The sequence below is a fragment of the Massilia antarctica genome (assembly GCF_015689335.1).
GTDB classification, from domain to species: domain Bacteria; phylum Pseudomonadota; class Gammaproteobacteria; order Burkholderiales; family Burkholderiaceae_D; genus Telluria_A; species Telluria_A antarctica.
Genome location: NZ_CP065053.1, coordinates 4,313,919 through 4,340,669 on the forward strand (window position 1 = coordinate 4,313,919; position 26,751 = coordinate 4,340,669).

Genomic DNA, 26,751 nt, shown 5'->3' on the forward strand with positions numbered 1-26,751 from the left:
TGGGGTGTGCCGCAACTTTTTGATTTGTATCAAGGAATCGGGAAAACGTTCCGCCCTATGATGGGACTTGCCGGCGCGGCGCACCCGCCCCGCCGCCGCATCGATCAACCCGAGGAGCGCCATGTTTTCCCCCGATAAGGCCAATTTGCTGGCAATTAACGCCGGCTCGTCCAGCATCAAGTTCGCCCTGTTTCAGTCCGGCCCGGCAAGCGAGCCGGTTTTCCGGGGCGCGCTCAGCGACATTGGCGGCAAGCACAGCGTCTTTGCGGTGCAGGGCGGCGCCGCCGACACCTTCACCCGCCATTTCCCCATTCCCGAGCATGTCACCGCGTCCAACGTCCTGGTCGACTGGCTGGCTGCGCGCCTGCCCCCGGCGGCGCTGGCGGCGATCGCTTACCGGGTGGTCTGCGGCGGACCCGGCCCGACGGCGACGCGGGCGATCGACTCTCCCATGCTGGCTGAACTGTATGCGGCCGCGCCGGGCGAACCGGACCATCTGCCGCAGGAATTGCACCTGATCGAGGTATTGCGCCGCCATTATCCGGGCAGCGCGCATCTCGCCTGTTCCGACAGCGCCTTTCATGCCAGCATGGCGCCGCAGGCCGCGGCCTTGGCGATTCCGCGCCGCTACCAGGCGCTCGGCGTCAAGCGCCACGGCTTCCATGGCCTGTCCTGCGCCTGGCTGATGGGCGAACTGGCGCGCGTGGCCGGGCCACAGGCGGCGGCCGGCAAGGTGCTGATCGCCCATCTTGGCGGCGGCTCGAGCGTGAGCGCCGTCGAGAATGGACTGAGCCGCGATACCAGCATGGGCCTGACGCCGGCCGGCGGCATGATGATGGGAACACGCGCGGGCGACCTCGACCCCGGGCTGGGCTGGCACCTGGCCCGCACTGAGCAGATGAGCCCGGCGGGCTTCAAGCACATGGTCAATCACCAGTCCGGCCTGCTTGGCATTTCCGGCACCAGCGCCGACCTGCGCGTGCTGCTCGCCAGCCAGGCGCTCGACAGCCGGGCCGCCGAGGCGGTCGCCATGTTCTGCTACCAGGCGCGCAAGACCATCGGCGCGATGGCCGCCGCCATCGATGGCGTGGACACCCTCATTTTCGCGGGCGGGATCGGCGAGCACGCGGCCGAGGTGCGCGCGCGCGTATGCGCCGGCCTGGCGCACCTGGGCGTGGCGCTCGATGCCGGCGCCAACGAGGCCGGCGCGGCGCTCATCTCGCACCGGTCGGGCAGGGTGAGCGTGCGGGTCATGCGCACCGACGAAGAAGCGATGCTGGCCGCCGAGGCGCGCGCCTGGCTGGGCGCGCGCGGGGAGGGCGGCCATGAGTGAGGCCGGCGCGGCCAGCGCGGCCACCCTGGACGGCGTGCACGCCTGGTGGCGCGCCGCCAATTACCTCTCGGCCGGACAGATTTACCTGCTCGACAATCCCCTGCTGCGCGCGCCGCTGGCGCCGGCCCACCTCAAGCCGCGCCTGCTCGGGCACTGGGGCACCACGCCCGGCCTGAACTTCATCTATGCGCACCTGAACCGCGCCATCCTGGCGCACGATGTGTCGGTGCTGTATGTCGCCGGTCCCGGCCACGGCGGCCCCGGGCTGGTGGCCAACGCCTGGCTGGAGGGCACTTACAGCGAAGTCTATCCGGCCATCAGCCGCGATGCGGACGGCATGCGGCGCCTGTTCAAGCAGTTTTCCTTCCCGGGCGGCATTCCCAGCCATGTGGCGCCGGAAACGCCGGGCTCGATCCACGAGGGTGGCGAACTGGGATACTCGCTGGCGCACGCCTACGGCGCCGCCTTCGACAATCCGGAGCTGATCGTCGCCTGCGTGGTCGGCGACGGCGAGGCCGAAACGGGACCGCTGGCGACCAGCTGGCACTCCAACAAGTTCCTCAACCCGGTGCATGACGGGGCGGTGCTGCCGATCCTGCACCTGAACGGCTACAAGATCGCCGGTCCGACCGTGCTGGCGCGCATCCCGCGCGCGGAACTGGCCGCGCTCATGAGCGGTTACGGCTACGAGCCGTTCTTCGTCGAGGGCGACGATGCGCCCGCCATGCACCGCCTGATGGCCGACACGCTCGACACCGTGCTGGCGCGCATCCGCCTTATCCAGCAGGAAGCGCGCAGCGCCGGTTTTGGCGGACGGCCGCGCTGGCCGATGATCGTGCTGCGCTCACCCAAGGGCTGGACCGGCCCGCGCGAGGTCGACGGCAAGCCGAACGAGGGCACCTGGCGTGCGCACCAGGTTCCAATCGCCAACATGGAGCGCGCCGGGCACCTGGACTTGCTCGAACAATGGCTGCAAAGCTATGCGCCGGCCGAGCTGTTCGACGCGGCCGGCGCGCCGTGCGCGGCGCTGCGCGCGCTGGCGCCGGCCGGCCCGCGCCGCATGAGCGCCAACCCGTGCGCCAACGGCGGCGCGCTGCTGCGCGACCTGGTGCTGCCCGATCCGGCGCAATTCGCCCTCAGCCTCGCCGCGCCTGGCGCGCTGCGCGCCGAGTCGACCCGGGTGCAGGGCCAGTACCTGCGCGAGGTGATGCGCGCGAACATGCACAATTTCCGCCTCTTCAGCCCCGACGAGACCACCTCCAACCGCTGGGATGCGGTGCTGGAAGTGAGCCAGCGCTGTTCGGTGGCCGAGATCCTGCCGGGCGACGAGCACATCGCCGCCGACGGGCGCGTGATGGAAATGCTGAGCGAACACCAGTGCCAGGGCTGGCTCGAAGGCTATCTGCTGAGCGGGCGGCACGGCATGTTTTCCTGCTACGAAGCCTTCATCCATATCGTCGACTCGATGGTCAACCAGCACGCCAAGTGGCTCAAGGCGGCCAACGGCATCGCCTGGCGCCGCCCGGTCGCTTCGCTCAACTACCTGCTGTCCTCGCACGTGTGGCGCCAGGATCACAACGGCGCCAGCCACCAGGATCCCGGCTTCATCGACCATGTGCTCAACAAGAAAGCCGGGATCGTGCGGGTCTACCTGCCGCCCGACGCCAACACCTTGCTGGCCGTGACCGATCATTGCCTGCGCAGCCGTAACCTGATCAATGTGATCGTGGCCGGCAAGCAGCCGGCCGAGCAATGGCTCGACATGGATGCCGCCGCCGCCCATTGCCGGCGCGGGATCGGGGTGTGGGAGTGGGCCGGCAGCGCCGGCGCGGATGAGCCGGACGCGGTGCTGGCCTGCGCCGGCGACGTCCCCACGCTGGAAGCGCTGGCGGCGGCGCAATTGCTGCACCAGCATTTCCCGGCCCTCAGGCTGCGCGTGATCAATGTGGTCGACCTGATGACCCTGCCGCCCCCGCACGCCCATCCGCACGGCTTGACGGACCCGGAGTTCGACGCGCTGTTTACCGTCGACAAGCCGGTCGTGTTCGCCTATCACGGCTATCCGGCGCTGATCCACCGGCTCACCTACCGCCGCACCAACCACGCCAATCTGCACGTGCACGGGTTTTGCGAGGAGGGCGGCACCACCACCCCGTTCGACATGACGGTGCTCAACGGGCTCGACCGCTTCCACCTGTTCGCCGCCATCGTCGAGCGGGTGGCGGCGCTGGCCCCCGCGCGCGAGGCGGCGCGCCAGTTCGTGGCGGCCAGGCTCGACGCGCACCGGCGCCATATCGAGCAATACGGCATCGACCTGCCGGAAATTCTCGAGTGGCGCTGGAGCGGGCCGGGCGCCTAGCGCGCTCGGGCCACCTCGCGCACCTGCACCCTGGCGCCGTCGCGCAGCTGGGCCGGCGGGTAGACGATCACTTGCGCGCCCTCGGCCAGGCCGTCGCGCACCCATGCTTCGGCATCGTTGCGCCCGCCGAGGCGCAGCGGCGTCAGGTGCGCGCGGCCGTCGCGCACCAGGTACACGCCCATGCCGGCATGGTCGGCGCCGCTTTTTCCCGGCAGCGGGAACACGGCGCTGACCGGTACCTTGCGCACCCGGTCCAGGCTGGACGTGATGATGCGCACATTGACCCGGTAGGCCACCCCCAGGCCGGCGCCGCGCGCGTCCGCATCAAGCAGGTCGATCAAGACCCGCACCCGCTGTTCCTCGACCCCGAGCGCCGAGATCTTGGTGAAGGCGGCCGGCTCCACCCGCCGCACCCGCCCGTCCAGCGGGGCCCCGCCCCAGCGGTCGATGCGCACCGGCGTGCCGGGGCGGGCCAGGATGGCGTCGGCCGTGAGCAGTTCGGCCACCACCTCGAGCCGGTCCGGGTCGCCCAGTTCGAGCAGCGGCGCGCCGAGCGCGACCACCGCCTCGCTGGCCTGGATCACGCGCAGCACGCGTCCGCCGACGGGGGCGCGCAGCGCGAACATGGCGTCGCCGCCCTGGCCCGTGGCGCCGTCGAGCGCCGCGCGCGCCTGCTCGGCTTCGTGCAGGGCGACCTGGCGCTGCGCGGCCGCGCTGTCGCGTTCCTTTTGCGCCGCCTGCGCCGCCAGCCGCTCGCTGTCGAGCCGGCTCGCAGCCACGAAGCCGGCCATTCCCAGCTGCTCGGCGCGCAGAAAATCGTGCTGCGCCTGGCGCAGGGCGATCCCGGCGCGCGCGAGCGCGGCGTCGGCGGCGCCGACCTGGGCTTCGGCCGCGGCCAGCCTGGCTTGCTGCTGGCGCCTGCTGCGTTCGTCGAGCAAGGGCGCCCGCGCCGGGCGCAGCTGCGCCACCACGGCGCCGGCGGCCACCTGGTCGCCTTCGCGCAGGGTGATCCGTGACAGCTGGCCGGCCAGCGGCGCCGACACCAGGTAGTGGTCGACCAGGCGGGTCTTGCCATCGTCTTCGACCGCGCTCTCGAAGTGGCCGCTCGCAACCAGCGCGGTTTCCACCGCGATCGGGCGCGGGGCGAAGGCCCATGCCAGCACGGCGGCCAGGGCGGCCGCCGCTACGGCTGTGTAGATCCAGCGTCGTGCAATCATATTACTCCCGGGTTTTAAGGACTTCGACCAGATTGAGGCGGTCGATATGGCGCCGCACCACCAGCGCGCTGGCCACGCCCGTGGCGAGCACGGCCAGCGCGGCCCATGCGTAGGTGCCGGCCTGGATGACGACCGGAAAATGCAGCTGGTCGGACTTCATCAGTTCGGCGATCAATCCCACCAGGCCCCGTCCCAGCAGCATGCCGAGCGGTAAAGCGAGCCCGACCACGATCGCCATTTCGCCGAGCAGCATGGCCGACACTTCGGCCCGGGTGAAGCCGAGCACGCGCAGGCTGGCCAGTTCCCAGGCGCGCTCGGAGAGGGCGATGCGGGCATTGTTGTACACCACGCCGACCGCGATGATGGCGGCGAAGGTGGTCAGGATCGTACTCATGACGCGCACGTTGCGCGCGGTGATGTCTTCCATGTTGGCGAGCATGGTGTTTTTGCTCCAGGCGCCGGCGATGCGCGGCAGCGCCTTGCTCGCTTCCAGTACCTGCGCTTCCGCACCCGGCTCGACCGACATCACGAAGCCTGTGCTCAGGTCGCCTTCGGAGAGCAGGCGGTTCAGGGCGCGGCGCTCCATGTAGGCATTCAGGCCGAACATTTCATCGACCGTGGCCTGGAGCGGCACCAGCAGGGTGCGCTGGCGCCCTTCGAGCACCTCGATCCGGACCGGGTCGCCCGTTTTCAGGCCGAGCTTGTCGGCCAGGCGGTCGGTGAGCACCAGGCCGCGCCCCTCGAGCAGGGTTTCGCGCTGTCCCATGTCGATCACGCGGTACAGTTCCGGGCGCCCGGCGTAGCCGCGCAGGATGGTGCGTTCGCGGCGCTGGGCGTTGCCGACGCTGACGCTGGCATAGCGCAGCGACTCGACATGGCGCACGCCGGGCAGGCGCCGCAGCGCGAGCCGGACGCTGTCGTCGACCGGCTCGGCGGTCCACATGACGATGTCGCCGCGCAGCCCCAGGGTGAACTGGTTGTCGATCACGACGGCGATGGCGTCGCGGAAGAAATTGCCCATGATGATGATGGCCACGGCGGCGGCCACCCCGGCGCTGGCCATCAGGCTGCGCACGGGGCGCCGTTCCATATTGCGCAAGGTCATGCGCAAGGCCGGGCCGGCCGCCGTGATGCCGAGCCGTTCGAGCAGGGTGCGGCGAAAGTGCGCCGGCGCCGGCGCGCGCATCGCCTCGGCCGGCGCCAGGCGGGCGCTGGCCGCGATCGCGTGCAGGGTGCCGGCGCAGGCGGTGGCGATGGTGGTCGCCGCGCTCAGCAACAGTAAACCGGGCGCCAGGCGGTGCTCGAAGGTGGGGAAGTGGAAGGACTCGGCGTACAGGCGGGTGAGCAGGTAGCCGAGTTCCTTGCCCACTGCGATGCCCAGCAGCAGCCCGGCGCCGACGATCAGCAGCACGAACTTGAGGTAGTGCGCGCCGATGGCCGCGTTGGCGTAGCCGAGCGCCTTGAGGGTAGCGATCTGTTCGCGCTGGGTCGAGACCATGCGCGCCACCACGACATTGAGCAGGAAGGCGGCGACGCCCAGGAAGATGGCCGGCAAAATCGTCCCCATCACGCGCTGCTGCGCGATTTCGTTGCTTAGCATCGCGTGCGACACCTGTTCGGCGCGGGCGATGACGTCGCGCCCGCCGTAGGCCTGGACCATGGCGCCGATGGCGGCCATGGCGGGTGGCGCCGGCGCGCCTGGCGCCAGGGTGAAGGCGGCGCGGTTGAACGCGCCCTCCATGTCGTAGGCCGCCGCCAGCACCTCGCGCTCGACCCAGAACACGCCGAAGCCGCGGGCGTCGGGCATGCCCCACAGGCCGGCGAAAATGAATTCCGGGCTGTGCGCGATCCCGACCACCAGCAAGCTGCGCTGCTTGCCGTTGATCAGCGCGCGCAGGCGCGAGCCGGGACGCAGTGCGCGCGCCTGGGCGAACGCTTCCGAGACCAGCGCTTCGATCTCGGCGTCGGCGCGCACCGGGCCGGCCGCGCGCAGGGCGCGCCCGGCGGCCACCGAGACCAGGTTCATGCGCGGCGGGTGGCGCCGGTCGACCCCGATCAGCTGGCCGAGCAGGGGGTCGGTGACGCCGGCGACCTCGATCCGCACCACCTGTTCGATGGTGGTTTGCACATCGGCTACGCCCGGCGCCTCGCGCAGGCGCGCCGCCAGCGACAGGGGCGCGTTCTTGACGCCGGCGAACAGGTCGGCGAAGCGCGCCGAGGCGTAGAAGCGGTCGCGCGCCAGTTCCAGCGAATCGACTGCGGACAGGCTAGTGATGAAGCCGCCGACCCCGCTCGCCACCACCAGCGCGATGGTGAGCGCCTGGCTCCACATGCGGCCCAGGTCGCGCAGCAGTTTGCGGTTCAGGATGCGCATGCGATTGCCCGCGCTACCATGACAGTTGCGCAGGGCTGAGCTTGTGGGCGTTGTTTTCCACGCTCAGGATGGTGCCGTCGCCCAGCTTGACGACGCGGTCGGCCATGGCGGCGATCGCGGCATTGTGGGTGATGACGATCGTGGTGGTGCCCAGTTCGCGATTGATGCGTTCGATGACATCGAGCACCAGCTTGCCGGTGGCGTAGTCGAGCGCGCCGGTCGGTTCGTCGCACAGCAGCACGGCGGGGCGCTTGACGATGGCGCGCGCGATGGCCACGCGCTGCTGCTCGCCGCCGGACAGCTGGGACGGGAAGTGGTCGCGGCGGGCCGCCAGGCCGACCATCCCGACCGCTTCGTCGGCCGGCATCGGCGCGCTGGCGATATCGGTCACCAGGGCTACGTTTTCCCACACCGTCAGGCTGGGAATCAGGTTGTAGAACTGGAACACGAAGCCGACATGGCGGCGCCGGTACTCGGTCAGGCCAGCCTCGCCGGCGGCGCTCAGGTCTTGCTCGCCGAACAGGACCTGGCCCGAGCTGGCCGTATCGAGTCCGCCAAGGATGTTGAGAAGGGTCGATTTGCCGCTGCCGGAAGCGCCCAGCAGGACGATGAATTCGCCGTGCGCGATGTCCAGGTCGACATCGCGCAAGGCGCGCACCGCGAGTTCACCGGCGCCGTAGGTCTTGCACAGGCGGCGGATGCGAAACACGGGCAGCGCGGCCGCGCCGGCATGCGCGCGGCTCAAGCCGGGCCTGCGCCGGGCGCGCTGTGCTTGACATGAATCGCGATTGCCATGCTTGTCCCTGATGGTGTGGATAGATCCGCATTCACTGTAGGCGCCGCGCAGCCATCCGGTCAATGATGCGCATCCAAGGTGTGGCTCGACAACCGCGAGCGCCGCCGCTGTCAGCGCGACACGGGCGGGTGCTGCTTTTCGAGCGCTTCCTGGCAGGTCAGGCACCTCGGCGCCGCCGGCTGCGCGCGCAGCCGCGGCAGTGCGATGGGCGCGCCGCATCCGGCGCAGTCGCCGTAGGCGCCGCCGGCGATGCGCGCGAGCGCGTCGTCGATCGCCTTCAGGTCGGCCAGTTCCAGCTGCAGTTGCCCGATGTCGGTGTCGCCCAGCAAGTCCGCCTCGGCCTGTTCGCGCACGTCCGCGAAATGATTGGCCAGCGCCAGTTGGTCCGGGTCGCCGGCCTGGTGCAGGCGCTGGGCGATGGCGGCCTGCACGGCGTCGCGCTGGCCACGCAGTTGCGCGTCGAACTGCTTGATGTCGTCGTCGGTGAGGTGATGCAAGATAGGCTCCAGGAAAAAAGATCGGCGTGCCGCGCGCGCTGTGACACTCACTGTACTGGCGGGCGCGCTCAAAGTCAGCCCGGCTGCTTGATGCACATCAAATTACTGTACAACTGTACAATCCACAGGGTGCGGGGGCGATGGCGGCGCCGGCATGCCGCTCGCGTAAACGGGCGCCGGCCGGTATCATGGCGCCGCCGCGGCAGGTGGCGTTCACAACAAGGATAAGCCCATGACAGTAAGCAATCGCGCGCTCTTGCAGGGTGACGACCATGGTGCCGGCGCCCAGCCGGTGTGTGGCGCCTCAGCCCTTCACAGCCGATCCCGCCCATGCTGCTGACGACGGCGGCGCTGACCGGCATGGCGGTCGCCACCGGTTGCGGCTTGCTGATCGGGATCGACCGCGAACGCCGCAAGGGAAGCGGGCCGGCGCGCGCCTATGCCGGGGTGCGCAGCTTCGCGCTGGTGTCCTTCACCGGCGCGCTGGCGCAAGCGCTGGACGGTGCCTTGGTGCTGGTGGCCGGGCTGCTGGTGGTGGCCCTGAGCGTGGTCGCTTACTGGCGCGACCGTTCGCCAGCGCCCGGGGTGACCACCGAACTGGCGCTGTTCCTGAGCTTTCTGCTGGGGGTCGCGGCGATCGACAATCCGCGCGTGGCGGCCGGCGCCGCCGTCGTCGTCGCGGCGCTGCTGTACTTGCGCGGCCCGCTGCATCACTTCGCGCGCACCACCCTGACCGGGCCCGAAGTGCGCGACGGCCTGTTTTTCGCCGGCGCGGCGCTGGTGGTCAGGCCCTTGCTGCCCGACGCCGGCAGCGCGTGGCTGCTGGGCGTCAACCCGAAAACCCTGTGGTCGCTGGTGATCCTGATCATGGGCATCCAGGCGGCGGCGCACATCGGCCTGCGCCTGGCCGGGCCGCGGTTGGGCCTGGCCATGTCAGGCTTCGCGGGCGGCTTTGTCTCCAGCGTGGCGACCATTGCCGCGATGGGCGCGCGCTGCCGCAAAGAGCCCGATTTGCGCCAGGCGTGCGTGGCGGCGGCCTTGCTGTCGAATGTGGCCACCTTCGCGCTGCTGTGGGTGATCGCCATCACGGTCGCGCCGGCCTATCTGCGCCAGCTGGCGCCGGTACTGGCGAGCGCGCTGTGCGCGGCGCTGGCGCTAGGTGCGCTGAGCCTGGTGGGGCAGAAGGGGGGCGCGCCCGGCACGCCGGCCCCGGGCCGTGTGTTCGACATCCGCCAGGCGGCGCTGTTCGCGCTGCTGCTCAGCGCGGCGACGTCGGTACTGGCCTGGCTCAATGCGCAATTCGGCAGCGGCGCACTGTTCAGCGGCACCGCGCTGGCCGGTTTCTTCGATTTGCACGCCGCCGCCGGCTCGGCCCTGTCGCTGCTGGCCGGCGCTGCCGCCACGCCGCGTGCCGCCCTGCTGGCCGTGCTGCTCGGGATCACGACCAATATGATCAGCAAGGCCGCCGGCGCGCTGGCGGGCGGGCGCCAGTTCGCCGTGCGCGTCAATGCGAGCCTGGCGCTGGTGTTGCTGGCGGCCTGGCTGCCGTTCTGGCTGCTGGCCCCGTGATTCGCGCATGGCACCACGGGGGCGATCTCTACATGTAGAAATGCATGACCGTTTGCCACAAGCCGGTGTCGGCGTCGTCCATCCGGCGCATGTGCGGCGTGATCCTGGCCAGGATCGCTTTCACCGGCACCGGGTCGATGTCGAGCCAGGCCGTGGCGCTGCGCCTGGCCTCCTCGTCGTCGAAGCAGGTGCCGATGAAGTACAGCAGGGCGCTCTTCAATCGGCTTGATTCATGGTGCCGGATTCAATGCGCCATCCACAGCGGTATCGGCGACGAGCGCAGCGCCGTGCGGGTCGCGCCGCCGAGCACGAACTCGCGGACACGGGAGTGGCCGAAGGCGCCCATGACGATCAGGTCGGAACCTTTTTCGGCGGCGAAGGACAGCAGCGCCTCGCCATCGTCGTCGCCCCCCTGGATGACGCTCACATCGACCTTGACGCCGTGCCGTGCCAGGTAGAGCGCGATGTCGGCGCCGGGCTGTTCGCCGTGCAGGTCCGGACGGTCGTTCTTGCCGGCGACGACCAGATCCACTTGCGCGGCGCCTTGCAGCAGGGCGAGCGCGCTGGTGACGGCGCGCACCGCCTCGACGCTGCCGTTCCATGCCACGGTCACCCTTTGTCCGATCGGGCCGATGGTCCCGGCGGCCGGCACTACCAGCACCGGCCGGGCGCAGTTGAGCAGCACGTATCCGCTGACATCGTGATGCCCCAAGGGACCCGGGGCGCCGTCTAGCGGCGCGCCGATGACCAGCAGGTCGGCATACCTGGCCCGCAGGCACAGGCCGGCCCCGATTTCCTCGTCGACCAGCAGCCGCTCGGGCGCATCCACCCCGGCCCGGCGAGCGTAACCGTCGAACAGGTCCAGCGAACGCTCGGCCTCGGCACGGATTTCTTCGATCGGGAATGCGATCGGGGGCATGCCCGCATCCATGGCGCTCAGCGGAAACATGAATGCCGACAGTCCGGTCGGCGCCACGCCGACCAGATGGGCGTCATTCGCGATGGCCAGGCGTGCGGCAGCTTCCACGCGCGCGGCCAGCCTGGCGCTCGCATCGACATGGACTACTATGGTTTTGTACATCGTCAGCTCCTTGGAATGTGGACAGGACAGCGCATCCAATTTACGCCCTGCCACTCGCATCTCCATATGATGTGCATCAAGTAGCGCCACATTCACGGCCATGCCGAGCAGAATGTGAGCGCCGGCTTGGCGCTGACGCATCCTGGCGCCGCATGCAACCGGGCGCTGTGCGCCGATGCCGGCCGAGCGCCAGCGCAGCGATACCGCGTTTGCGGCCACGGCCGCGCTCTCCGTTGAATGTGGGGAATCACGGCTGCGCGGCGCGCTCCAATCAGTCGAATTTTTCGAGCTCATCGTTGACTTTCTCGTACCTGTGCCACCGTTCTTGATCACATGATTAATCTTCCAGAGCCGGAAAACCCGTTTAAAACATATTGAGGGTATTACTACGCAGAATCTTAATTTCAGAGCGAATTTTGTTAAAAGTATCACGAGTTTCCAAATGGTTTCCCGGGCTGAGTCTATAGCACCAATGTTCCATAACCGCTATTGTCGGCAGCTTTGCCGACGCCGAGATTGTCTGCAGTCACTGGCGATGCCGGTGTCCATGGTCTCCAGGTATCGGGCAGCATGCGACGCGCGCACGTTCGGCTGGATCTCGGTGTCCGCCACATCCGGGCTTGAGGGTCAGGCTTGAGTCGTCATTCGTTTTTCAAGGAGAAACAGACATGAAAATTCTTAGTTCGTTATTGTGGATGCGCGTGACCCACGCCTTAGTCATCGCCTTGGCCGCGAGCCTGGCTCACGCGCAGCCTATCGTCCCTGCTGAACCAGGCGCATTTCTGATGTTCCTGTGCCAGGCGTCCGACAACAGCGCGGCGCCGCATGCGCCGGCGTACTACCAAGAGCTGTTCGACCCTGCAAATCCCGACATGCTCGATGCCTATTTCAAGGAGATGAGTTTCGGCAAGGTGAGCGTCAAGGGGTCCAGGGTCTTCGGCTGGTTTCGGCTGAACGTCAACAGTGCTGATCTGAAAGCCCGCAGCAATCCGACGCGACACCTGACGCTTGCCGAGTGCATCGACGCCGGGGTGGCCAGCTTGAAGGCGCAAGGTACACCCGTCGATCCCAGCCAATGGGCGGGCACCATCGCAATCATCAACGTCGAAACCGATGCCGGCTCGGTCGGCAACGGGATTGTCGGCAACGCAGGCGAGGTCATCGCGTTCTTCCAGCACGAGATGATACACGCCATGGGCCTGAACCGGCATACGCACAACCTGCCCGACAACGCGGCGGACGACCATGTATGGGGCGCGCCGATTCAGGACGTGTACAACGATCCGTGGGACATCATGAGCTTCAATCGTGGACAGCGCTCCTATCAACCGCCGGGCGGAACCCACGGCTTTGCCGGCCCGACGCTCAACATGGCCTACCGCAGTCTGCTCAACTGGGTACCTGCCGGACGGATTGCCAACAACCTGGTCACCAGTGACCGCGGTCGCAAGATCACCACCTACAACTTGATACCCGTCAGTGAGCCGCAACGGCCCGGAACAATGGCAGTCGTGGTCGCGCTACCCGGGGATGTCCGCTATCTCGTCGAATACCACCGCTCCACTGGCTACGACCGTGCCGTGGTGCGCAATGAGGTGGTGGTGAGAGAGTGGCGCGCCGACCAGGACACCTACCTGGTTCGGCAAACCAATGGTCACATCGGCTACTTCGCCGGGGAGGCGCCGTTTATCGACACGAAGAATTCCCTGTCGATCACGGTTCAGTCCATGGGAAGCAACGGCGACACGGCCACGGTGTCGGTCAACACGCGCTTGAACAAGCGCCAAGAATGTCAAGCGCAATGCAGGCGTACACGCGACCAATGCATAAGTGATTCCCGCCTGCCCGGCCACAAGCGTGTTCAGCAGTGCGTTCGTGAGTACGCCGAGTGCTTGCGTGGCTGCTCGAACCTGATCGATCCATGAGAACCTTGATGTGTGCATGTCGCAGGGGGCACGGTCGGCAAGCAGTTAAAGCGTTTGTTACCGACTGCTGAAAACCCATGATCGTTGCCAGGACAAGCACACGCACGATGCATGTCGAGATCGATGCGGACAGCGCCGCATCTGTCTCTCTGGATAATTCGCGCCGGCTGCGCACCGCCGGTTCAGGCGACGGACCCGCAGGCGGCGCTTCGGCTTTGGTCCTGGCCCTGACATTGAGGTTTGACCACGATAACAAAATTTCCGTACAGAACGTAAATCCTTCTAAAGGATATATTTTACTCAACGATCGTATTGAGAATCATTTACATTTAGGGTAAGATGCGGCCGTCTCCCCAGTCCCACGGGCGAGTTGGAAGCCAGTATGTTATTCGTCCTTGCCCTGATCCTGACCTTGCTGTCCGCCGTGTGCTGCAATTTCAGCACGCCCCGGGCCGAACCACGCCTGCCGGCCGCGCTGGGCTGGGCGCTGGGGGCGGCGCCGTTGCCACTGGCGGTCGCGGCCGTCGCCGTGCATGCCAGCATCTTCACTGCCATCCTGACGGTGTTGACCGTCTGGATGATCGCCTTGCCGGCCGTCGGCGTGCTGCGCGCGCTGCGCCGCGCCCGCGCGGGGAGGGCGCATGGCTAAGGACAGCGCGCAGCGCGAGCGGGTCTTGCTGCATAACGGCGTGGTGGCGCTCATACTGGGCTATCCGCTGGCGATCGCCCTGAGCGGCGTGCTGCACCGGCTGATGCAATCGCTGGACGCCGGCCCGGTGGCCGGGCAACTGACAATGTGGGTCGTATATCCACTCTGGGTCAGCGTGATCGCCCTGATCTTCCTGCTGCCCAGCAAACGCGCCTGCTGGACCTGGCTGGCGCTGGCCAACGCGCTGGCCGCCGGCGCCTGCTACCTTCTGACCCTGGCCGGCGGGGGCGCCGCATGAAGCCGGAGATCGTGCGCACCTACAAAGTGGTGCATACCTGGGTCGGCATTCTCAGCGGCGTGATGCTGTTCATCGCCTTTTACGCCGGCGCGTTCACCATGTTCAAGCCCGAGATCGGGCGCTGGGCAGAGGCAGTGCCGAGCGCGCGGCAAGGCGCCAGTTCGCCGCTCGATGCATTGGCCGCCGCATTTTTTGCCACGCGCGTCGAGGCCATCGGCAGCGCCGTGCTGGTGCTCGACCGCGAGCGGCCAGGATACGGCCGCATGCGCTATACCGACAAGCAGGGCGCCAGCTGGCAGGTGACCTTCGACGACGCCGGCCGCCTGCAAACGAGCGCCGCGCAAACCGGACCGGCCGGCCACTTCGTCGACGAGGTGCACCGCAATGGCGGCCTGCCGCTGGCCGGCGCCGTGGCCGAGCCGATCATCGGCGTGGTGGCCTTGCTGTACGCGCTGGCGCTCATTTCCGGCGTGGTCATCCTGCTGCCGTCGCTGGTCAAGGATTTGCTGCTGCTGCGCATCAGCGCCAACGTCAAGCGCTTCTGGCTCGATGCGCACAACCTGATCGGCATCACCAGCCTGCCGTTTCACCTGGTCATTGCCCTGACCACGGCCGGGTTCTGCCTGCACGACTGGGTCTACGACACCCAGGACGCCACCATTCACGCCATCGGCAAAGCAGCCGCCGCGGCGCCTGGCGCCAGGGGCAAGGCCGACCCCGGCGCCAGCGCAAACTGGGTGACGCCATCGTCCCTGCTGGCCAGCGCCCGGGCCCAGTCCGCCAGTTTCACGCCCACCGAGCTGACCTACCGCGGCCTGGACAGCCCGAAACCGCAAGTGAACCTGGGCGGCGAAGACTGGAGCGGCCACATGCGCGCCCCGCGTGCCGGTTTCATGAACTTCAATCCCGTCACCGGCCAGCTCAACAAGGGCATCAGCCTGCTGCCGCACCAGCAAACCAACTGGGAAGCGAGCCTGTCGGCCATCTTCGCGCTGCACTTCGGCAGTTTTGGCGGGGTGCCGGTGCGCCTGGCGTACGCCGTGATGGGCGTGCTGGGTGCGATCCTGTTCTACACCGGCAACCTTCTGTGGATCGAATCGCGGCTGAAAAAAAACCGCCAGCTTGCCGTGCCCCTCCAACAGCCGCGTCACGTGCGCTGGGTGGCGGCACTGACGGTCGGGCTGTGCCTTGGCGCCGTCATCGGGCTTCCGCTCGGCATGGTGGCGCTGCGCTGGCAAGCCAGCCTGGGCGTCGGTCTGGCCGGCATCGGCCTGTCGGTCTTCAATACCGCGCTGGCCGTCGGCCTGCTGGCGGCGCTGGTCAAGGGCGTGGCCTGGGCCGGCTACCGGCTGAGCGCCGCCGCCGCGCTGGCGACCCTGCTGGTGCCCGCCACCAGCCTGCTGGCGGCCCTGTTCCCGGCCCTGCCGATCGCCAAGCCATATGTCACCGATTTCCTGTTTATCGACGGCCTGTCGCTGCTCGGCGGCCTGGCGCTGCTGTGGATGGCGGCGCGCGTGCGCCGGCGCGGCCGCTCGGGCGAGCAGCACAGCGTCTGGCGCGAGCCGGCGCTGTCTCCACAAACGAATCCAAGCCAAATACCTTCTAACCAAATGGAGCAAATGTAATGCGAGTTGTCCCTGTGTGTGCTTTCCGTGCCATTCCCATGGCCTGTATGACCATGATCGCCACCGTGTCCCTGCCGGCCATGGCCCAGGCGCCTGTCGAAACCATGAAGGAAATCACTGTCAAGGCCGCTGCCGAGACGGCCGCCAGCCTTCCCGCGGCCGCGCCCGGCGGCAAAGTGGCGACGGGCGCCCGTCTCGGCGTGCTCGGCAACGTGAGCGTGATGGACACGCCGTTCAACATCACTGCCTACACATCCCAGACCATCGCCGACCAGCAGGCCCAGACCATCGCCGCCGTGCTCAAGAACGACCCGTCGGTGCGCACCACCACCAACGAAGGCCACATCGTCGAGAACTTCAATATCCGCGGTTTCGGCGTGAGTTCGGGATCGATGGCGATCAATGGCGCCTACGGCCTGGCCCCGGAGCAAAACACCCCGACCGAAATGTTTGAACGGGTCGAAGTGCTCAAGGGTCCCGGCGCAATGATGATGGGCCTGCCGCCGGCGGGCGATGTGGGCGGCGCGGTCAACCTGGTGCCCAAGCGCGCCGGTGCCACTCCGCTGACCCGCGTGACGACCTCGGTGTCGACCAAGTCGAACGTGGGTGTGCATGCCGATGTGGCGCGCCGCTTCGGCGAGGACCAAGCCCTGGGCGTGCGCGTCAACGGCGTGCTCTCCGGCGGCAAAACCTGGCTGGACCACCAGACCAGGAAGCGCGAAATCGGCCACGTGGCGGTCGACTACCAGGGCAAGGGCTGGAACGTGGAGATGGACGCCTACTCGCTGACCAACAAGGTGCGCAAGGGCGCGCCGATGCAGCCGATCATCAACGGCTGGACCCATGTGCCGAAAGCGCCGCATGGCTCCACCAACTTCTTCTACGGCGAAGATGTGTACGGCAACACCGAAACCCAGGGCGTGATCGTACGTGGCCAGGTCGAGCTCGGCGCTGGCTGGAGCGCGTTCGCCTCGGCCGGCTCGGCCAAGCATTCGTACGACGGCTTCATCTTCGGCACCCGTCCGGTGCTGCCAGTGTCCGGAGGCGACAGCGGCAATGCCACCGGCACGGCCTACAATTCATGGGGCGAGTACGAAACCACCACGTTTGAAACGGGCGTGCGCGGCCAGTTCACCACCGGCGCCATCGCGCACAAGGTGACCGTGGCAGCCAACGTCATGAACTACGAAGGCGGCAGCCGCGGCAACGGCACCGCGCCCATCAACAGCAACATCTACAATCCGACGCCGATCGCCATGCCGGCCGGGAAAGATGCCTCGACCTACAACCAGTTCAATGATGACGTGATGACTGGGCTCAGCGCGGCCGATTCGATGTGGTTTGCCGATGGCAAGCTGCAAATCACCATCGGTGCGCGCGCCCAGAAGGTGCATCAGAAGCTGGACAACTACGAGGAAACCGCCGTCACGCCGCTGGCCGGCGTAGTGTTCAAGCCGTGGGGCGACAATGTATCCTTGTACGCCAATTACGTTGAAGGCCTGAGCGCCGGCACCACCGTTGCGGCGCCGTATGCGAATGAAGGCGAAACGTTCAAGCCGTACAAGTCCAAACAGGCCGAAATTGGCGTGAAATGGGCGATGAATACGCTCACCCAGACCCTGAGCCTGTTCCAGATCAGCAAACCGGCCCTGATCGAGAAGGACAACCGCATGACCACCGACGGCGAGCAGCGCAACCGTGGCGTGGAGTGGAATGTGTTCGGCAAGGCCGGCAAGGACATTTCCTTGCTCGGTGGCGTGGCATATACCAAGGCCGAGCAGACCAGGACCGCCAAGGGCATCAACCAGGGCAAGTCGCAGTTGGGCGTGCCGCGTCTGACGGCCAACATCGGCGTCGACTACGCGCTGGCTGCGGTGCCGGGGCTGGAACTGAGTTCGCGCATCAACTACACCGGCAAGCAGTGGCTGGCGGGCGACAACAGCCTGAAACTCGATGCGTGGACCACCTTGGACCTGGGCGCGCGTTACGCGACGCGCTTTGGCGCAATGCCGGTGGTGCTGCGCGCCTTTGTGACCAACGTGGGCGACAAGGAGTACTTTGAAGGCGCATGGGGAGCGGGGCGGGTGAACGTGGGCGCGCCGCGGGCCGTGCGTTTGTCGGCGGCGTTCGATTTCTGATAGGTTTTGCTGGCGCTACGCCCTCTTGCTGTCTGGTAGACGGCAAGAGGGTGTGACCAGGTAGTCAGGCCCGCCATGCAGCGGGCTTTTTTGCATGTTATCTATCCTCGGTCGAAAGGGCTGGCACCATGGATGCGAAAATCGAGTTTGTCAAAGACTGGTCGGATGACGACATGTCGCAATTGACGATTTCAATCTGCGACGGCGCGTCCCGATTCTGTCATGAGGTGTATGTCGGCCCTCAGCGCTTGCGCGATGCCGTGCGCGGACTGGATGGTTTCAAGGACGACGTTTACGGCGGAACGTATGACCTGCGTTTCGGCGTCTTCGGCCCTGCCTATGCCGCTGGCGCGTTTCATGCGCACTTTCAGTTCGATCAACATGCAGACTTGCTCATCACGGTGCATGCGCAATCGCGGTTCGTCGAGTTCCCCGTCAATGAAGTGGCAAGTGAAATAACGCTTTACCTCACGGCGTTGCCCAGCCAGCTCGACGATTTTGTCCGGGCCTTGCGCGCCGTGAGCGACGGCCATGCCGATAGCGCCACCCTCGACGCCACCGGGCCATATTATTAACACCGCGCTATTGCCTGTGCGTACCGGCTCAGGCGCCGGTGCGCGCCGGCTGTACGGCGCCACGCGTGCGCGCGTCGTCTGCCAGGCTACCCAGGCGCAACGAGGCCAGTCCGGCGACCAGGCTCAGACCGGCCATGCCCGCAAACGCCGCGTGGCAGCCCGCCAGCGAGCTGCCGCCAGCGGTGCCAGCGGTGCCGAACGCATGCGCCAGACTCGACAGTAACGCCACGCCGAGCGCTGCACCCAGTTGGCGCGCCGTGTTGAACAGGCCCGCCGCCAGTCCGGCATCGGCGGCCGGCACGCCGGCCAGCGCGGCGTGGGCACTGCTCATCAGCATCAAGCCCAGGCCGGTCCCGATCAGCAGGATCGGACCGAGCACATGGTTCGCATAGTGCGCGGCCTGGGGCAGGGCTGCGAGCCACAGAAAGCCTGCCGCGCCGAGCACGGCGCCGCAGAATGGCAGACGGCGCCATCCCGCATCCATCAACGGCCGCGACGCGATGGCCGCCACCGCCAACGCCAGGCCCATCGGCAGCAGGGCCAGTCCGGCATCGAGCGCCGGATAGGCAAGCACCTGCTGCAGTACGATGGACAGGAATAAGCTGGATGAGGTCAATGCCGCCCCCAGGCACAGCACCACGAGATTGCCGAAGCGGACGTTGCGCAGCGCGAAAATGCCGAGCCGGACCAGCGGCTGCGCCGTCCTGCGTTCGATCGCCACGAACAGTGCGCCCAGCACCAGCGAGCCGATCAGCATGGCGGGTACCCCGTTCGCGCCCCAGCCTCCCGCGAGCGCGCGGCCGCAGGCATAAATCAGCACGCCGATCGCGCCGGTGATACTGAGCGCGCCGGCAAGATCGAGGCGTGGACGCGGCCCACCGCCCCGCGCTGCCTGCATGCTCAAGCCCACCCCAGCCATCAGCGCCACGCCGATCGGGACATTGACGAACATGACCCAGCGCCAGCCAGCCCACGCCGTGAGGACGCCGCCGGCCACCACGCCCAGCGCGGACGCGATGGCGCTCGAGGCGGCCCACAGCGAAATCGCCCTGGCCCTGGCGCGGCCCTGGGGGTAGACGGCCACGATCACCGCCAAGGTCGAGGTCGCCAGGGCGGCGGCGCCGCAGCCCTGGACGGCGCGCGCGGCCAGCAGCATGGCGGCGCCATCGGCCTTGCCGGCCGCCAGGCTGGCCAAGGTAAACACCAGCAGCCCTGACATCAAGACCGGCTTGCGTCCGTACAGATCGCTGGCGCGCGCGGCCAGCAGCATCAAGCCGCCCAGCATCAGCAGATAGGCGTCCACCACCCACTGAAGCTGGGCCGGATCCAGATGCAGCTCGCGCTGAATCGATGGCAGTGCCACGTTGACGATGGCGCCGTCCATCACCACCATGAAGGAACACAGGCAAGCGATCAGCAGCGCGAACGCGCGTGGTACGTGGGGGTGCAGCAGGGAAGGGGGCGCGGCGGCGGCCGCAGGGAGGGCAGGCATGATGACTCCAGTCGTTGTCGGTATCGGCGGCAGCCGGAGGGCATGCCGCAGGCGACAGTATTGGACGGCGGCCGGAAATGCTGGTAACGTTATTTGGACAATAAATAGTGAAATCCGGCCATGCCTCGACCCGCCAGCAAACCCACCCGCATGTCCCCGCTCATCCATGCATCCGCCTCCAGCCCCGATCCTGCCCTCGACGCCAGCGAACGCAGCGACGGCCCGGCCCTGATCGCCCTGGGCGGCGATGCGCAGCCGGACAGCCAGTTCCGCCTCGGTACGGTCGAATACGACTGGCATGCGCATGTGCGTGGACAGCTGTTTTGCGTGGAAAGCGGCCTGATTCACGTGCGCACGGCGCACGGTTCCTGGCTATTGCCGCCGCATCGGGCGGGATGGATACCGCCCGGGGTAGCGCACCAGGTCAGCGTGAGCGGCGCCATGACCGGATGGAGCCTGCTGGTCACCCCCGTGGCCAGCCGCGCGCTGCCGGCCACGCCCTGCGTGGTCGCTGTCAATACCTTGATGCTGGCGCTGGTGCGGCGGGCCGTGGGCTGGTCCGGCCAGCAGCCGGCCAGTCCGCAGCAGGAGCGTTTGAGCGCCGTGCTGCTCGATGAAATCGCCGATGCGCCGCATGAGGCATTGCATTTGCCGATGCCCTCCGACCGCCGCCTGTTGCGCATCGCCGCAGCCATCGTGGCCGCCCCCGGCGCCGAGCGCAGCCTGGAGCAGTGGGCGGAGGTGGGCGCCATATCGGCGCGCACCATGAGCCGCCTGTTTCGCAGCGAAACCGGCATCAGTTTTGCGCAATGGCGCCAGCAGGCCCGCCTGAGCCGCGCGCTGGAGCTGCTGGCGCAGGGCGATGCCGTGGCGCGGGTGGCCGACACGCTCGGCTACGCAAGTCCCAGCAACTTCATCGCGATGTTCCGGCGCGCCTTCGGGGACTCTCCGTCGCACTACTTTGCCGGCCGGCGCGCGCCCTGAACCGGCCCGGCCTAGGCTGGGAAGTACACGAACTCCCCATGCGCGACCCCGACCTCGAGGTCGGCCAGCGCGCTGCCTTCCATGGTCCTGGTGAGGAACTGGCGGCTGATATCGGGCAGCATCGAGTTGGTCAGGATCGCATCGATCATGCGGCCGCCCGATTCGCTTTCGGTACAGCGCTGTGTCACCAGTTCGACCACCGCATCGCTGTACCCGAACCGGATCGCGTAACGCTGCTCGATGCGCGCCTTGATGCGGTCCAGCTGCAGGCGGATGATTTGCTCCAGCATGGCCGGCGCCAGCGGATAGTAGGGGATGCTCACCAGCCTGCCCAAGAGCGCGGGCGGGAAGACCTGCAGCAGCGGCCCACGTAGCGCCGCGGTCATCGCATCCGGCGTGGGCCTTGCGGTGCCGTCGCGGCACAGCTGCGCGATGACGTCGGTGCCCGCATTGGTGGTCAGGATGATCAAGGTGTTCCGGAAATCGATGACGCGGCCTTCGCCGTCTTCCATATAGCCCTTGTCGAATACCTGGAAGAACATCTCGTGCACGTCGGGGTGGGCTTTCTCGATCTCGTCGAGCAGCACCACGGAGTAGGGCTTGCGCCGCACCGCCTCGGTCAGCACGCCGCCTTCGCCATAACCCACATAGCCCGGCGGCGCACCCTTGAGCGTGGACGCGGTGTGGGCCTCCTGGAATTCGCTCATGTTGATCGAGATGAGATTGTGCTCGCCGCCGTACAAGGCCTCGGCCAGGGCCAGCGCGGTTTCGGTCTTGCCCACACCAGAGGTCCCGGCCAGCATGAACACGCCGATCGGCTTGTTCGGATTATCCAGCCCGGCGCGCGAGGTCTGGATGCGCCTGGCGATCATGTCCATCGCATGGTCCTGGCCAATCACCCGGCGCGCCAGCACGGCCGCGATGCCCAGGGTCGTTTCGACGTCGTTTTTCGCCATCCGCCCGACCGGAATGCCGGTCCAGTCGCCCACCACGGCCGCCACGGCCTGGTAATCCACCGTCGGCAGGATCAGCGCTTGCTCGCCCTGCACGGTTGTGAGCTCCTGCTGCAGGGCCTTGAGCTGCGCCGTCATCGCATCGCGGCTCTCTGCGGATGGCGGCGGGGCGCCGTCGCGCAGGGTGGCGCGCAGGGCCAGCAACTGGTCGACCAGGGTGCGTTCGGCTTCCCAGCGCGACTCCAGCGCCGTCAGCCGCTCCCGTTCGAGGCCGAGCAGGTCGTTGGCGCAGTTGGCGCGCATGCCGGTGTCGATGCCGATGGCGCGCTCGCGGCCCACGATGGCCAGTTCCGTCTCCAGCGCTTCGATGCGGCGGCGGCTGTCGTCCACCGCCGCCGGCGTTGCATGCAGGCTTACCGCCACGCGCGCGCAGGCCGTGTCGAGCAGGCTGACGCACTTGTCGGGCAGCTGGCGCGCCGGAATGTAGCGGTGCGACAGCTTGACCGCCGCATCGAGCGCTTCATCCAGGATCTGCACGCGGTGGTGCGCTTCCATGGTCGCGGCCACGCCGCGCATCATCAGCAGCGCGCGCGCCTCGTCCGGCTCGTCGACCTGCACCATCTGGAAACGCCGCGTCAGGGCCGGGTCTTTTTCGATATGCTTTTTGTACTCGGCGAAGGTGGTCGCGCCGATGGTGCGCAGGGTGCCGCGCGCCAGGGCGGGCTTGAGCAGGTTGGCGGCGTCGCCGGTGCCGGCCGCGCCGCCCGCGCCGACCAGGGTGTGCGTCTCGTCGATGAACAGGATGACCGGCTTGGCGCTGCCCTGGACCTCGTCGATGACCGCGCGCAGGCGCTGCTCGAATTCGCCCTTCATGCTGGCGCCGGCCTGCAACAGGCCGACGTCGAGCATCAAGAGCTGCACCTCTTTCAAGGCCGGCGGCACGTCGCCGCGCGCGATGCGCTGGGCGAAGCCTTCCACTACGGCGGTCTTGCCGACGCCGGCTTCGCCGACCAGGATGGGATTGTTCTGGCGCCGCCGCATCAGGATATCGACCAGCTGGCGGATTTCGTCGTCACGCCCGACGATCGGGTCCATCTTGCCCTCGCGCGCCTGCGCGGTCAGGTCGACGGTGAATTTTTTCAGCGCTTCGTGCTTGCCCATGGGGCCGGGCGCGATGGCGCCGCTGGCCACGCCCGGCGCCACGTCCACGCCATTGCTGGCCGTGAGCCGGGCCTCGGGCGACTGGGCCAGCAGGGACGCGAAGGCATCGGCCAGGTCGTCGGCGCGCAGCTTGTCGAACTGGCTGGAGATGGCCAGCAGCGCGTGGCGCAGGTTGGCGGTCTTGAGCATGCCGATGAGCAGGTGGCCGGAGCGGATGTGCACTTCGCCGAACAGCAGGGTGCCGTACACCCAGGCCCGTTCCACCGCCTCGTCGAGCCGGGATGACAGGTCGGTCACCGACGTGGCGCCGCGCGGCAGCCGGTCCAGCGCCGCCGTCACGTCGCGCGCCAGGGCCGCCGCATCGAGATCGTAGTGCTCGACGATGCGGCGCAGGTCGCAGTCTTGCTGCAATAGCTGGTGCAGCCAGTGGACCAATTCCACATACGGATTGCCGCGCAGTTTGCAGAACACGGTACTGCTCTCGATCGCCCGGTAGCACAAGGTATTGAGCTTGCCAAACAAGGCAACGCGACTGATGTCGGCCATGAATTTTCCTTCGTCGGAGTCAGCCCGCGCGGGGCTGGGGGTTGATAAGCAGTTGATCGGCATCGTGCGCCGGCCTGGTACTGGTGACGTAGCTGGTCCAGCCCAGGCGGGTGGCGGCGCCCAGGCGCAGGCCCGGTACCTCGGCCCTGGCGAGGATCAGGCGCACGTCCCAGTCGGGCACCGTGCCGGCGTACAGCCTGACCCAGTCGGCCAGGCGCCGCATGCTCTCGCCGCCCGGGAGCATGCGTTTGTAGTCGTGCAGCGACAGGGGGCCGAACACGATGCGGAACTTGTGCTGGTAATCCCACACCTGGCGCCCGAGCACCGTGGACTGGCCCAGGCGGTTGCCGCGTTCGCGCGCGCCGATGCGGGTCTGGCTGTCGTCCGGTAGCGGCATCCAGTGGCCGACGAACTGCTCGATCCGCACCGGCAGGGCGAAATAGTCGCGCAGCAGCGTCACCAGCCCGGCGGCCGGGCGCGCCCGATTGGCCAGCAGGCCGGCCACGTGCAGCTTGGCGGCGTCGCCGATGCTGTCGCGGCCCTTCATGGCGGGTGAGCCGATGCCGCACAAGCTGCCGACGTAATCGGCGAAGCGGTCGCTCTGTGGTCGGTCGAAGCCGACCACCGGCTCGGCGCAGGCGCGTGCGCGGTAGAACAGCGAGAGCATCCGGTGATGAAACACGTCGGCGAATGCCGCCAGGGTGGTGTCGCCTGCGTTGCGCACGCGCTCGCGCGCATGCTCGGTCAGGTGCAGGGGCAGGGCGCCGCCGGGGCCGAACATGCCGAAGAAATTGACGGACAGGCGAGGCGGTACGCGCGATGCCGCCGGCACGTAGGCGCCGACTGCGCTCGCCTGGAATGTCAGCACCGGGTCCTGGCCGAAGCGCACCGGATCGTCGCCCGCGCGCAGCGAGGCGCCGATGCGCGGCTTGTGCGGATGGGCGTTCTCGAGCAGGCGCAGGATCTGGAAGAATTCCATGCCGTGCGCGCCGGCCTGCAATTGCGCATCGAGCGCTACAGGATCGCGCATACGCCGCTGCTGGCGGGCCAGCGCATGATGTCGCCGCGCGCCACGGTGCGAATGACCGTTTCGGTGAACGAATTGATCGACACATATTGGGCAAAAAAGCGGTTCAGGACCGCGCCGAGCAGAAAGGCGCCGCTGCCTTCGAAGGCGGCGTCGTCGAACGTGACGGTAATTTGCAGGCCGCGGCCGAAGGCGATGGGGCCGGGGGCGGACAGGCGCCGCGTGACGGTGGCCGAACTGACCGAGCGCAGGCCCTCGATCTGGCGCTGGCCTTGCAGGTCGCCCGTCTGGCAGTACAGCGACAGCAGTTCGCGCAAAGCCACGGCGCCATGTTCGGGATCGCTGTCGAGCAGCGACAGGTAGTTCAGCGACAGGTGATTCATCAGGCGCCAGGTGGCGCTGCCCTCGGCGAACGAGGGGAATGGCCGGCTCGGCCCGGCCACCACGCGCGCTGCCGTGACCGGCGCATCGGTGTCGGCCACCAGGTCGGTCTTGCCCAAGCCGAGCGGCATCGACAGCGGCAGGTCGCGGTTGGTGCACCACAGGGTCAGGCCGAGCTGGCGCAGGTCGGCGCGGTAGGGCGCTTCGGCCGCATCGACGATGGCGATGTACGTTTCGCTGCCGATGTAGCTGGAACGCGGCCCGTGCTGCTTTTGGTGCTGCGACAGTGCGCGCCGCTCGCGCCGGATCTGGAAGTACGCGCGGCCATCGCCGCCGCCATCCTTGGCGCAGTAGAAGGGCAGGAAGGCCTGTTCGGCGCCGGCGCCGCTGCCGTATCCGGTGACGCGGTCGATGTGGTGTACTTCGTAGTCGAGCGGGCGGGTGCGGTCGACCAGCACGTGGTATTCGAACTTGTCGTCGGCGACGTTGATGCGGTCGGCGCGGCGCGGGAACAGGTTGGCGGCCGGCGTGCAATGGAGCGCGAAGTGACTGGTGTCGAGCGCCTGCTCAAGGTGGGCGTCGGTGCGGTTGAGCAGCACGATGATCTCGATTTCCGTGTCGTCGCAGGCGCGCAGCGCACCTTGCAGTTGGCCGATTTCGACGAAGTGAAAGCGCTGCGGGAAGGCGAAATACTCGCGCAGCAGGCGAAAGCCGTCGAAACTGCGGCCGCTGCCCGGCAGCAGCGCTTCGTCTTCGTCCAGTCCCAGTGGGCGCAATGCGCTCTTGGGCAGCAGCTTGTGCCAGCGCGCGGGGCGGGTGGCGGGCAGCACGAGAATGCCCTCGATCCCGGCCAGCATCGCTTCGTGAATGCGGGCCGGCATGGCGTCGCTGCCGCGCAGATGCAGCGCCAGGGTGTCGAGCGCCAGGTCCTTGAAAGCGATATCGCCCGTGGTGCGCAGACGCAGCCGGATGCCAGCCTTGACGCCGGCCGGCAGCGCCACGTCCAAGGTGCCGCCGTGCGTGAAAAAATTCGCGGCCACCAGTTCGATCGGCCACAGGGTCAGCGCGTGGGCGCTGCGGTATTCGCAAGCGGTTGTGTCGCCCTTGCCAAGCACGCTGCGCATGGCGGTGCCGCGCGCCACGGCCACGCCGGCGGCGAGGGCGGGGTGCGACAGGTCGGGCTGCAACTGCACCACCGCCATTGATGGCGTGGGGGCGAGCAGCTGCGGGTAGACCAGTTCGGCCAGGTGCTCGGTGAAGCGCGGGAATTGAGCGTCGATCTTCATCTGCACGCGCGCGGCCATGAAGCTGAAGCCTTCCAGCAGGCGCTCCACGTACGGGTCGGCGCACTCGAAAGCATCGAGGCCGAGGCGTCCGGCGATCTTGGGATAGTCGCGTGCGAATTCGCCGCTCATCTCGCGCAAGTGATGCAGCTCCTGGCTGTAGTAGCGCAAGAAGGCGGGGTTCATGACGGACGCCGGGCAGAGCGCCTGTAGTGGCAGTTCAGCATGGCAAAGCGCTCCTGGGTTGAGTTGATGACCGAGTTCTCACGTGTCCGGTGCCTGTGGCGCGGTCAATTGTAGAGCGGCTATCAAAAGCGAGAACGCTAATTATTCTAATTGTTCTAACCATTCTTAATGGTCCTAATATTCTTGGAGGTGCAGTCCGAACTCGACTACCTTCGATCCATCAGCCACGTGTTTTGCGCGCCATCGGCGAAGCGGGGCAAGGTACTTCATACGCCTGCAGCTCCTACCTACTTACGTGAGGG

The 26,751-nt window shown here is 67.6% G+C and carries 21 protein-coding genes; 11 read left to right on the forward strand and 10 right to left on the reverse strand.

What is annotated here, in order from left to right; genetic code table 11:
- Window positions 1-121: 121 nt before the first annotated feature.
- Window positions 122-1,333 carry an acetate/propionate family kinase gene (locus IV454_RS19320; RefSeq protein WP_206087400.1) on the forward strand — a complete coding sequence of 404 codons (1,212 nt, stop codon included), beginning with the start codon at window positions 122-124 and terminating at the stop codon, window positions 1,331-1,333.
- Window positions 1,326-3,692 carry a phosphoketolase family protein gene (locus IV454_RS19325; protein ID WP_206087401.1) on the forward strand — a complete coding sequence of 789 codons (2,367 nt, stop codon included), beginning with the start codon at window positions 1,326-1,328 and terminating at the stop codon, window positions 3,690-3,692. Before IV454_RS19320 ends, IV454_RS19325 begins: the two co-directional genes overlap by 8 nt.
- Here IV454_RS19325 and IV454_RS19330 read toward each other — a convergent pair.
- The 4 genes from IV454_RS19330 to IV454_RS19345 form a co-directional block, all read right to left on the reverse strand.
- The gene (locus IV454_RS19330; RefSeq protein WP_206087402.1) at window positions 3,689-4,909 is read right to left on the reverse strand and encodes an efflux RND transporter periplasmic adaptor subunit; all 1,221 of its coding nucleotides are present in this window, start codon (window positions 4,907-4,909) and stop codon (window positions 3,689-3,691) included. The two genes, IV454_RS19325 and IV454_RS19330, sit on opposite strands and share 4 nt — an antisense overlap.
- A gap of 1 nt (window position 4,910) precedes the next feature.
- Window positions 4,911-7,283 (reverse strand): ABC transporter permease, encoded by a 2,373-nt coding sequence (locus IV454_RS19335; protein ID WP_206087403.1) that lies wholly within the window; start codon window positions 7,281-7,283, stop codon window positions 4,911-4,913.
- A gap of 13 nt (window positions 7,284-7,296) precedes the next feature.
- Window positions 7,297-8,028 (reverse strand): ABC transporter ATP-binding protein, encoded by a 732-nt coding sequence (locus tag IV454_RS19340; RefSeq protein WP_282961351.1) that lies wholly within the window; start codon window positions 8,026-8,028, stop codon window positions 7,297-7,299.
- 161 nt (window positions 8,029-8,189) lie between these two features.
- The gene (locus IV454_RS19345; RefSeq protein ID WP_206087405.1) at window positions 8,190-8,576 is read right to left on the reverse strand and encodes a TraR/DksA family transcriptional regulator; all 387 of its coding nucleotides are present in this window, start codon (window positions 8,574-8,576) and stop codon (window positions 8,190-8,192) included.
- Between the two features lie 330 nt (window positions 8,577-8,906).
- Here IV454_RS19345 and IV454_RS19350 point away from each other — a divergent pair, with 330 nt between their 5' ends.
- Window positions 8,907-10,145 (forward strand): MgtC/SapB family protein, encoded by a 1,239-nt coding sequence (locus tag IV454_RS19350; RefSeq protein WP_206087406.1) that lies wholly within the window; start codon window positions 8,907-8,909, stop codon window positions 10,143-10,145.
- 28 nt (window positions 10,146-10,173) lie between these two features.
- On the opposite strand, the gene IV454_RS19355 is transcribed toward IV454_RS19350, so the two are convergent.
- Both IV454_RS19355 and IV454_RS19360 read right to left on the reverse strand, forming a co-directional pair.
- Window positions 10,174-10,365, reverse strand: coding sequence for a hypothetical protein (locus IV454_RS19355; protein ID WP_206087407.1), 192 nt, complete (start codon window positions 10,363-10,365; stop codon window positions 10,174-10,176).
- A gap of 24 nt (window positions 10,366-10,389) precedes the next feature.
- A complete protein-coding gene (locus IV454_RS19360; protein ID WP_206087408.1) occupies window positions 10,390-11,226 on the reverse strand; it encodes a universal stress protein in 837 nt (278 codons plus the stop codon).
- A gap of 668 nt (window positions 11,227-11,894) precedes the next feature.
- Here IV454_RS19360 and IV454_RS19365 point away from each other — a divergent pair.
- The 7 genes from IV454_RS19365 to IV454_RS19395 all read left to right on the forward strand — a co-directional run bounded on the left by IV454_RS19365 (window position 11,895) and on the right by IV454_RS19395 (window position 18,436).
- Window positions 11,895-13,151: a hypothetical protein gene (locus IV454_RS19365; protein ID WP_206087409.1), complete on the forward strand. Its 1,257-nt coding sequence runs from the start codon at window positions 11,895-11,897 to the stop codon at window positions 13,149-13,151.
- A gap of 77 nt (window positions 13,152-13,228) precedes the next feature.
- Window positions 13,229-13,489 carry a hypothetical protein gene (locus tag IV454_RS19370; protein ID WP_206087410.1) on the forward strand — a complete coding sequence of 87 codons (261 nt, stop codon included), beginning with the start codon at window positions 13,229-13,231 and terminating at the stop codon, window positions 13,487-13,489.
- Between the two features lie 44 nt (window positions 13,490-13,533).
- Window positions 13,534-13,800 (forward strand): hypothetical protein, encoded by a 267-nt coding sequence (locus tag IV454_RS19375; protein ID WP_206087411.1) that lies wholly within the window; start codon window positions 13,534-13,536, stop codon window positions 13,798-13,800.
- Window positions 13,793-14,098: a hypothetical protein gene (locus IV454_RS19380; protein ID WP_206087412.1), complete on the forward strand. Its 306-nt coding sequence runs from the start codon at window positions 13,793-13,795 to the stop codon at window positions 14,096-14,098. The genes IV454_RS19375 and IV454_RS19380 overlap by 8 nt, the downstream gene beginning before the upstream one ends.
- Window positions 14,095-15,723, forward strand: a complete 1,629-nt coding sequence (locus IV454_RS19385) for a PepSY-associated TM helix domain-containing protein (protein WP_206087413.1) — start codon at window positions 14,095-14,097, stop codon at window positions 15,721-15,723. Before IV454_RS19380 ends, IV454_RS19385 begins: the two co-directional genes overlap by 4 nt.
- Before the next feature lie 38 nt (window positions 15,724-15,761).
- Window positions 15,762-17,861: a TonB-dependent receptor gene (locus tag IV454_RS19390; RefSeq protein ID WP_229521722.1), complete on the forward strand. Its 2,100-nt coding sequence runs from the start codon at window positions 15,762-15,764 to the stop codon at window positions 17,859-17,861.
- Window positions 17,862-17,989: 128 nt separating this feature from the next.
- Window positions 17,990-18,436: a hypothetical protein gene (locus IV454_RS19395; protein WP_206087415.1), complete on the forward strand. Its 447-nt coding sequence runs from the start codon at window positions 17,990-17,992 to the stop codon at window positions 18,434-18,436.
- Window positions 18,437-18,464: 28 nt separating this feature from the next.
- On the opposite strand, the gene IV454_RS19400 is transcribed toward IV454_RS19395, so the two are convergent.
- On the reverse strand, window positions 18,465-19,928 hold the full coding sequence (locus IV454_RS19400) for an MFS transporter (protein WP_206087416.1): 1,464 nt from the start codon (window positions 19,926-19,928) through the stop codon (window positions 18,465-18,467).
- Window positions 19,929-20,078: 150 nt separating this feature from the next.
- On the opposite strand from IV454_RS19400, the gene IV454_RS19405 reads away from it, so the two are divergent.
- Window positions 20,079-20,912 carry an AraC family transcriptional regulator gene (locus IV454_RS19405; protein ID WP_206087417.1) on the forward strand — a complete coding sequence of 278 codons (834 nt, stop codon included), beginning with the start codon at window positions 20,079-20,081 and terminating at the stop codon, window positions 20,910-20,912.
- Window positions 20,913-20,923: 11 nt separating this feature from the next.
- Here the strand turns inward: IV454_RS19405 and tssH are convergent, their stop codons facing one another.
- Genes tssH through tssF form a run of 3 tightly spaced genes read right to left on the reverse strand, consistent with a single transcriptional unit; the run spans window position 20,924 to window position 26,449 of the window.
- The gene (gene tssH / locus IV454_RS19410; RefSeq protein WP_206087418.1) at window positions 20,924-23,572 is read right to left on the reverse strand and encodes a type VI secretion system ATPase TssH; all 2,649 of its coding nucleotides are present in this window, start codon (window positions 23,570-23,572) and stop codon (window positions 20,924-20,926) included.
- A gap of 19 nt (window positions 23,573-23,591) precedes the next feature.
- Complete coding sequence (gene tssG, locus IV454_RS19415) at window positions 23,592-24,602, reverse strand: type VI secretion system baseplate subunit TssG (RefSeq protein ID WP_206087419.1); 1,011 nt, start codon at window positions 24,600-24,602, stop codon at window positions 23,592-23,594.
- Window positions 24,587-26,449 (reverse strand): type VI secretion system baseplate subunit TssF, encoded by a 1,863-nt coding sequence (gene tssF / locus IV454_RS19420; RefSeq protein ID WP_206087420.1) that lies wholly within the window; start codon window positions 26,447-26,449, stop codon window positions 24,587-24,589. The genes tssG and tssF overlap by 16 nt, the downstream gene beginning before the upstream one ends.
- Window positions 26,450-26,751: the final 302 nt, after the last annotated feature.

Excerpts from the sequence above, each read along its gene's own strand:
- IV454_RS19325 (WP_206087401.1), top strand. The coding sequence starts at position 1,326 with ATGAGTGAGGCCGGCGCGGCCAGCGCGGCCACCCTGGACGGCGTGCAC.
- IV454_RS19330 (WP_206087402.1), bottom strand. The coding sequence starts at position 4,909 with ATGATTGCACGACGCTGGATCTACACAGCCGTAGCGGCGGCCGCCCTG.
- IV454_RS19380 (WP_206087412.1), top strand. The coding sequence starts at position 13,793 with ATGGCTAAGGACAGCGCGCAGCGCGAGCGGGTCTTGCTGCATAACGGC.
- IV454_RS19335 (WP_206087403.1), bottom strand. The coding sequence starts at position 7,283 with ATGCGCATCCTGAACCGCAAACTGCTGCGCGACCTGGGCCGCATGTGG.
- IV454_RS19360 (WP_206087408.1), bottom strand. The coding sequence starts at position 11,226 with ATGTACAAAACCATAGTAGTCCATGTCGATGCGAGCGCCAGGCTGGCC.
- IV454_RS19400 (WP_206087416.1), bottom strand. The coding sequence starts at position 19,928 with ATGCCTGCCCTCCCTGCGGCCGCCGCCGCGCCCCCTTCCCTGCTGCAC.
- IV454_RS19365 (WP_206087409.1), top strand. The coding sequence starts at position 11,895 with ATGAAAATTCTTAGTTCGTTATTGTGGATGCGCGTGACCCACGCCTTA.
- IV454_RS19405 (WP_206087417.1), top strand. The coding sequence starts at position 20,079 with ATGTCCCCGCTCATCCATGCATCCGCCTCCAGCCCCGATCCTGCCCTC.
- IV454_RS19370 (WP_206087410.1), top strand. The coding sequence starts at position 13,229 with ATGATCGTTGCCAGGACAAGCACACGCACGATGCATGTCGAGATCGAT.
- IV454_RS19390 (WP_229521722.1), top strand. The coding sequence starts at position 15,762 with ATGGCCTGTATGACCATGATCGCCACCGTGTCCCTGCCGGCCATGGCC.
- tssF (WP_206087420.1), bottom strand. The coding sequence starts at position 26,449 with ATGAACCCCGCCTTCTTGCGCTACTACAGCCAGGAGCTGCATCACTTG.
- IV454_RS19385 (WP_206087413.1), top strand. The coding sequence starts at position 14,095 with ATGAAGCCGGAGATCGTGCGCACCTACAAAGTGGTGCATACCTGGGTC.
- tssH (WP_206087418.1), bottom strand. The coding sequence starts at position 23,572 with ATGGCCGACATCAGTCGCGTTGCCTTGTTTGGCAAGCTCAATACCTTG.
- IV454_RS19395 (WP_206087415.1), top strand. The coding sequence starts at position 17,990 with ATGGATGCGAAAATCGAGTTTGTCAAAGACTGGTCGGATGACGACATG.
- IV454_RS19320 (WP_206087400.1), top strand. The coding sequence starts at position 122 with ATGTTTTCCCCCGATAAGGCCAATTTGCTGGCAATTAACGCCGGCTCG.
- IV454_RS19375 (WP_206087411.1), top strand. The coding sequence starts at position 13,534 with ATGTTATTCGTCCTTGCCCTGATCCTGACCTTGCTGTCCGCCGTGTGC.
- tssG (WP_206087419.1), bottom strand. The coding sequence starts at position 24,602 with ATGCGCGATCCTGTAGCGCTCGATGCGCAATTGCAGGCCGGCGCGCAC.
- IV454_RS19350 (WP_206087406.1), top strand. The coding sequence starts at position 8,907 with ATGCTGCTGACGACGGCGGCGCTGACCGGCATGGCGGTCGCCACCGGT.